Here is a 5,101-nt window from a genome sequence, read left to right as displayed (position 1 = left end):
TTCATGTTTCCGAAGCGAGAAATCGAGCCTGGCCCATTTTTTTCGTTTAAATGCGCCTGGGCTCCCGTTTTCACGGGAGCGATGACATCTGCCGTTCGCGCGCTGCGCGAAAGTGACGAACGCGCCTACCGCCGCTCGGCGCGCCAGGTGCGCGTGACGGTACTGCGCCCGATGCCGTGGCGGACGCTGCCCGCCATGAAGTTGCCCAGCACCCGGCCTTCGAAGTGATGCGCGTGGCCGCCGTCGACCAGCACGAAGCGGATGCGCTCGCCCTCGAGATGCGCATCGAACAGCGGCAGGAACCCGGCGCCTCCCGTGCGCGCACCGCCGCGAATCTTCTGGTGCTCCTGGGTGATGTCGACGTCGTAGCTGTTGTCGCCATCGGCGGTTTCGGCGTGCAGCCGCCATGCACCGGCAATCGCGGCCGGCACGATATAGAGCAGGTAGTTCTTGGAGATGTTGACGCTGCGATCCGGCGTCCAGTCGGAAAAGCCGAAATCGTGCGCAACGATGCGGGTTCCGGGCCGGAGCTCCTTCATGAGTTTGGGCTTGAGCCGGTTGACGAGTCCGGTCAGCAGGTAGAGCGTGACCACGGTCGCTTCCCGGAGGTCGGCCTGGAAGACGTCCTTCTGCTCGAATCGGACGCGCTCCGACACGCCGGCGTTACGTGCATTTTCGTTTGCCTCCGCCACCAGCTTAGGATCGATGTCCACGCCGTAGCCGCGTGCCCCGAATGCGACTGCCGCGGTGATCGGTATGCGGCCGTCGCCGGAACCGAGGTCGACCACGAGGTCGGATGGCTGCACGTCGGCAAGCCGCAGCATTTCCTCCACCGCGACCGGGGTGGAGGGAAGATAAGGGGTCGGGACTTCGGCGGTCGGGATCGCGCTTGCCGCCCAAGCCGAATTCATTGCAAGAAGCAGAACAAGAGCCGCGAGTTGAAATGCCTGGCGCACGGTGCGGCGAATTCTTTCCCTCACCCCCAGCCCCTCTCCCGGGGGGAGAGGGGCGACAGGCGCTCGCGTCTCTTCGGTCGAAGAGTACGCCACGCAGCAGGACGCCACGTCGCTGCGAGCGTCAGTCACCATCTGCGCCATCGAGTATCCCGTTCGCCTCGCCCAGTTCCGGACAGCCCTGGCCGTCCGTGTCCGCCCGGAACCGCTCGACGATGGGCACCGGCAACGCAGGAATCGTGCGACCGCCCTGCGCCAACGTGCGCGCGAAAATACCGCGTGCGCCGAAGTGCGGATCGCGCAAGGCCTCCTCGATCGAACACACGATCGAGCAACAGACATCCTGGCCGGCGAACACCCGCGTCCAATGTGCCGCATCTTGCGAGGCGATGCGCTTCGCCACTTCCGCCCGGGTCGCCGCTTCCTGCCCGACATCGGCGCGAAAACGCTCATCGAGCCCGATCAGCTCGCAGAACGTCTCCCAAAACTTCTGTTCCAGCGGGGCCGCGGCGAGATACTTGCCGTCGGCGGTGCGATAGACGTTATAGCGCGGGCTGCCGCCGGTCACGAGATCGCCGCCCGCTTGCGGCCACTGCCCGGAGACCAGGCCGTTGCCGATCGCCCAGTACATGAAGGCGAACAGGTTGTCCGCCATGGCGATGTCGAGCTTGCAGCCTTGGCCCGTGCGATCGCGCTCGCGTAGCGCCAACAGAATGTTGATGACTGCAGGATAGGTGCCGCCCGCGATGTCGGCGACGAGCGCAGCCGGCACGACCGGCGCGCCGTCAGCTCCGGCGGCGAGCGCGAGCATCCCCGACTCGGCCACATAGTTGAGATCGTGCGCGGCGACCTCGGCCTTGGGTCCGGTCTGCCCCCAGCCGGTCACCGCGCAGTAGACGATCTTCGGATTGATCGCCTTGAGTGCGTCGTAGCCTAGACCCAGCCGGTCCATGACGCCTGGCCGGAACTGCTCGATCACCACGTCGGCTTTTTCGATCAGGGGATGCAACCGCTCGACCGCCCCCGGCGCCTTGAGGTCGATCGCGATCGAGCGCTTGCCGCGATTGAGCAGCGCGAAGTTCACGCTGTCGGGGCCGAGCTTCGGCACGTAGGAGCGCATCTCGTCGCCGCGCCCCGGGCGCTCGATCTTGATGACTTCGGCGCCGGCTTCGGCCAGCAGCAGGCTCGCCATCGGACCAGGCAGCAGCGTCGAGAAATCGAGGACGCGAATGCCCGCGAGCGGCTGGCGTCGTTCAGTCACTGGGTTGTTCAACCTTGCGCTCCGCCCAGGCCTGCGCCTGCGCCTGCGAGCACGCGGCGCTTCGCCACCTGTGCGCGGCGCGCCGGCTGGGTATGCTTGTCGTCCCTCTCCCTTCGGAAAGGGATCGAGGGGTGAGGCCGGGGTTTCGCGGACCATGGTCCGCGCCGGCCGAACGGCGTCGGCCTGCATGCCGATGCGCGCACTGCAAGTGAGGGAAAACTATGCACCGTGCGCACGATGTCCCTCACCCCCAGCCCCTCTCCCGGAGGGAGAGGGGAGCCTGCGCAATTGACCCCTCGTCGCCGTAAGCACTGCTCGGGCTACTTGCGCATGAAGCTGCGGCCGATGAGCTGCCGGTGGATCTGATTGGTGCCCTCCCAGATCTGCGTGATCTTGGCGTCGCGCATGAGCCGCTCGACGCGATAGTCCTTGCAGTAGCCGTAGCCGCCGTGCAACTGCACCGCATCGGTTGCGATCCGCATCGCGAGATCCGAGGCGCGCAGCTTCAGCATCGAGGCTTCGATGCCGAAATCCTTGGCCCCGCCGTCGACCAGTCGTGCCACGTGCCACAGCCAGGCCTCGCACTGCGCCAGCTCGGTGGCGAGATCGGCCAGCAGGAACTGGATGCCCTGGAATTCCACGATGCGCCGGCCCGACTGGCGCCGCTCGTTGATGTAGGCGACCGCGTCCTCGAACGCGGCGCGCGCGATCCCGAGCGCATGCGCGGCGACGCTCGGGCGCGACTTGTTGAGCGAGGCGAGCAGGAGCTTGAGCCCCTCGCCGGGAGCTCCGAGCAGATTCGCGCGCGGCACACGGTAGCCGTCGAAGGCGAGCGTGGCCGTGCTCGATGCGCGCAGCCCCATCTTGTCTTCCTCGCGCACCACGCTCAATCCCGCGCCGCCACCCTCGAGCACCAGCGCGGAGATCGAGCCGCGGCCGTCTTCGATCTCGCTCCACTTGCCGAACACGAGCATGAGATCCGCGTGCGCGCCGTTGGTGATGAAGGTCTTGGTCCCCGTGACGACGATCTCGTCGCCGCGAGGCTCGAAGCGCGTGGTCATGCCGGTCGCATCCGATCCCGCGGTCGGTTCGGTGATGACGAGCGATGCCAGCGCGCCCTCGGCCAGCTTCGGCAACAGGCGCCGCTTCTGCTCCTCGGTGCCGAAGTCGATCAGCGGCTTCATGGCGTGGAAATTGGTCGCCCAGATCACACCCGTCGATGCGCACGCCTTGCTGATCTCGCGCACGCAGGCGAGGTAGACGGCATACGAAAGATTCGCACCGCCGTAGGCTTCGGGGATGAACATGCTGTTCAGGCCGAGCGCATTGATGGCCTTCACGTTATCCCACGGAAACGCGCCGCTTCGATCGTATTCGGCTGCGCGCGGCGCGATCTGGTCGCGGGCGAGTGTGCGCACCGCATCAAGAACGAGGCGCTCGTCTTCCGGCAAGGCAAGCGTGGCGTCGAGGCGGTCGAAGACGGTCATGTCAGACCACACCACCCCGTCGGCTGCGCCGCCACCCCTCCTCGTGAGAGGAGGGGAAACCACACCACCCCGCCTCCTTCGCCGGCACCCCTCCTCGTGAGAGGAGGGGAAACCACACCACCCCGCCTCCTTCGCCGGCACCCCTCCTCGTGAGCAGTATTAGCCCCGCAGGCGGGCAGGCGCGGTTAAGAAACCTGGTTGGGTTTCTTGAGAGAGGAGGCGAAACCACACCACCTCGCCTCCTTCGCCGACACCCTTCCTCGTGAGAGGAGGCGAAACCACACCACCTCGTCGGCTGCGCCGAAACCCCTCCTCCTGAGAGGAGGGGAGACCCACACCACCCCGGCGCTGCGCGCCACCCCTCCTCCTGAGAGGAGGGGAGAGCCAATACGCTCCCCTCCTGCCAAGGAGGGGCGGGACGCGCGCATGCGCGGACGGGGTGGTCCAAATCAGTGCGCAATGCCCTGCCCGCCGTCGACATAAATCGTTTCGCCGGTGAGGAAGCGGATGTTCTCGCAGAAGATCGCTGCCACCATCTTTGCAATCGCATCGGACGCTGCGGGACTGCCGGTGGGAATGCGCCGAGCGAGAAAATCCTTCAGCGGATTCTGCGTCAGCGCCTCGCGATTGAGATCGGTCTCGATGTAGCCGGGCGCGACATCAACGACGCTGATGCCCTTGGACGCCCACTCGACCGCGAGGCAGCGCGTGATCGCCCCGACCGCGGCCTTGGCGGCGCAATAGGACACGTTACGCTTCACGCCGATCTTGTCGTAGAACGAGCCGATGTTGACGATGATCCCGCCGCCGCTTTTTACCAGATGCGGATAAGCCTCGCGGCTGGTGGTGAATACCGCCGTGGCGTTGGTCTTCAGCACCGTTTCGAACACCTGCGTTTGCAGCCGATCGCTCGGGCCGTCGAGATGGATGCCGGCATTGTTCACCAGACCATGCAGGCCGCCCGCGTCAGCGGCAAACGCCGCCAATGCCTTGCGCGCGCTCGTCTCGTCGGTGACATCGCAGGCGAGGTTGACGAAGCGCGAAGCGAGCTCAGGCGGCGCGGGCGGGCTTTCCAGTCCGCCGCCTTTGCGCGACAGGCACCCGACCTTGAAACCCCTGCGTGCAAGCTCGAGCGCGATGGCGGCACCGATGCCTCGGCTCGCGCCCGTTACTGCGATCGCTCGTTGTGCGCTCATGCGGCCGCCTCCGAGCCATCATTGAGTCGCGAACGCCAAGCCTCTAGCGGCTTGGCCGCAGTTCGCTTTGCGGTCGATCCCCGCAAGCGGGCACCTCCGAACCGGTTAATGCAAACGAACCGCCAAGCCGTCGGTACCCGGCACCATTCGCTTTGCGGTCGATCCCCACTGCGTGGGGCCCCTCGCCCGGGAAGCTCATGCCGC

4 protein-coding genes are annotated in these 5,101 nt (G+C 66.3%); all 4 read right to left on the bottom strand.

The window, feature by feature from the left end; all coding sequences use genetic code 11:
- Window positions 1–125: 125 nt before the first annotated feature.
- Window positions 126–911: a methyltransferase domain-containing protein gene (locus tag GEV05_30495; protein MPZ47610.1), complete on the bottom strand. Its 786-nt coding sequence runs from the start codon at window positions 909–911 to the stop codon at window positions 126–128.
- A 166-nt stretch (window positions 912–1,077) separates the two neighbouring features.
- Window positions 1,078–2,370, bottom strand: coding sequence for a CoA transferase (locus GEV05_30490; GenBank protein MPZ47609.1), 1,293 nt, complete (start codon window positions 2,368–2,370; stop codon window positions 1,078–1,080).
- A gap of 164 nt (window positions 2,371–2,534) precedes the next feature.
- The gene (locus GEV05_30485) at window positions 2,535–3,701 is read right to left on the bottom strand and encodes an acyl-CoA dehydrogenase (GenBank protein ID MPZ47608.1); all 1,167 of its coding nucleotides are present in this window, start codon (window positions 3,699–3,701) and stop codon (window positions 2,535–2,537) included.
- A gap of 449 nt (window positions 3,702–4,150) precedes the next feature.
- Complete coding sequence (locus GEV05_30480) at window positions 4,151–4,897, bottom strand: SDR family oxidoreductase (protein ID MPZ47607.1); 747 nt, start codon at window positions 4,895–4,897, stop codon at window positions 4,151–4,153.
- Window positions 4,898–5,101 lie beyond the last annotated feature (204 nt).

The organism is Betaproteobacteria bacterium (assembly GCA_009377585.1).
Lineage (GTDB): Bacteria > Pseudomonadota > Gammaproteobacteria > Burkholderiales > WYBJ01 > WYBJ01.
The sequence above is the reverse complement of the archived record's forward strand: the minus strand, read 5'-3'. Positions and strand labels throughout refer to the sequence as shown.

What these genes read in the sequence shown, in the direction of transcription:
- GEV05_30495 (MPZ47610.1), bottom strand. Translation starts at nt 911, where the DNA reads ATGAATTCGGCTTGGGCGGCAAGCGCGATCCCGACCGCCGAAGTCCCG.
- GEV05_30490 (MPZ47609.1), bottom strand. Translation starts at nt 2,370, where the DNA reads ATGGTCCGCGAAACCCCGGCCTCACCCCTCGATCCCTTTCCGAAGGGA.
- GEV05_30485 (MPZ47608.1), bottom strand. Translation starts at nt 3,701, where the DNA reads ATGACCGTCTTCGACCGCCTCGACGCCACGCTTGCCTTGCCGGAAGAC.
- GEV05_30480 (MPZ47607.1), bottom strand. Translation starts at nt 4,897, where the DNA reads ATGAGCGCACAACGAGCGATCGCAGTAACGGGCGCGAGCCGAGGCATC.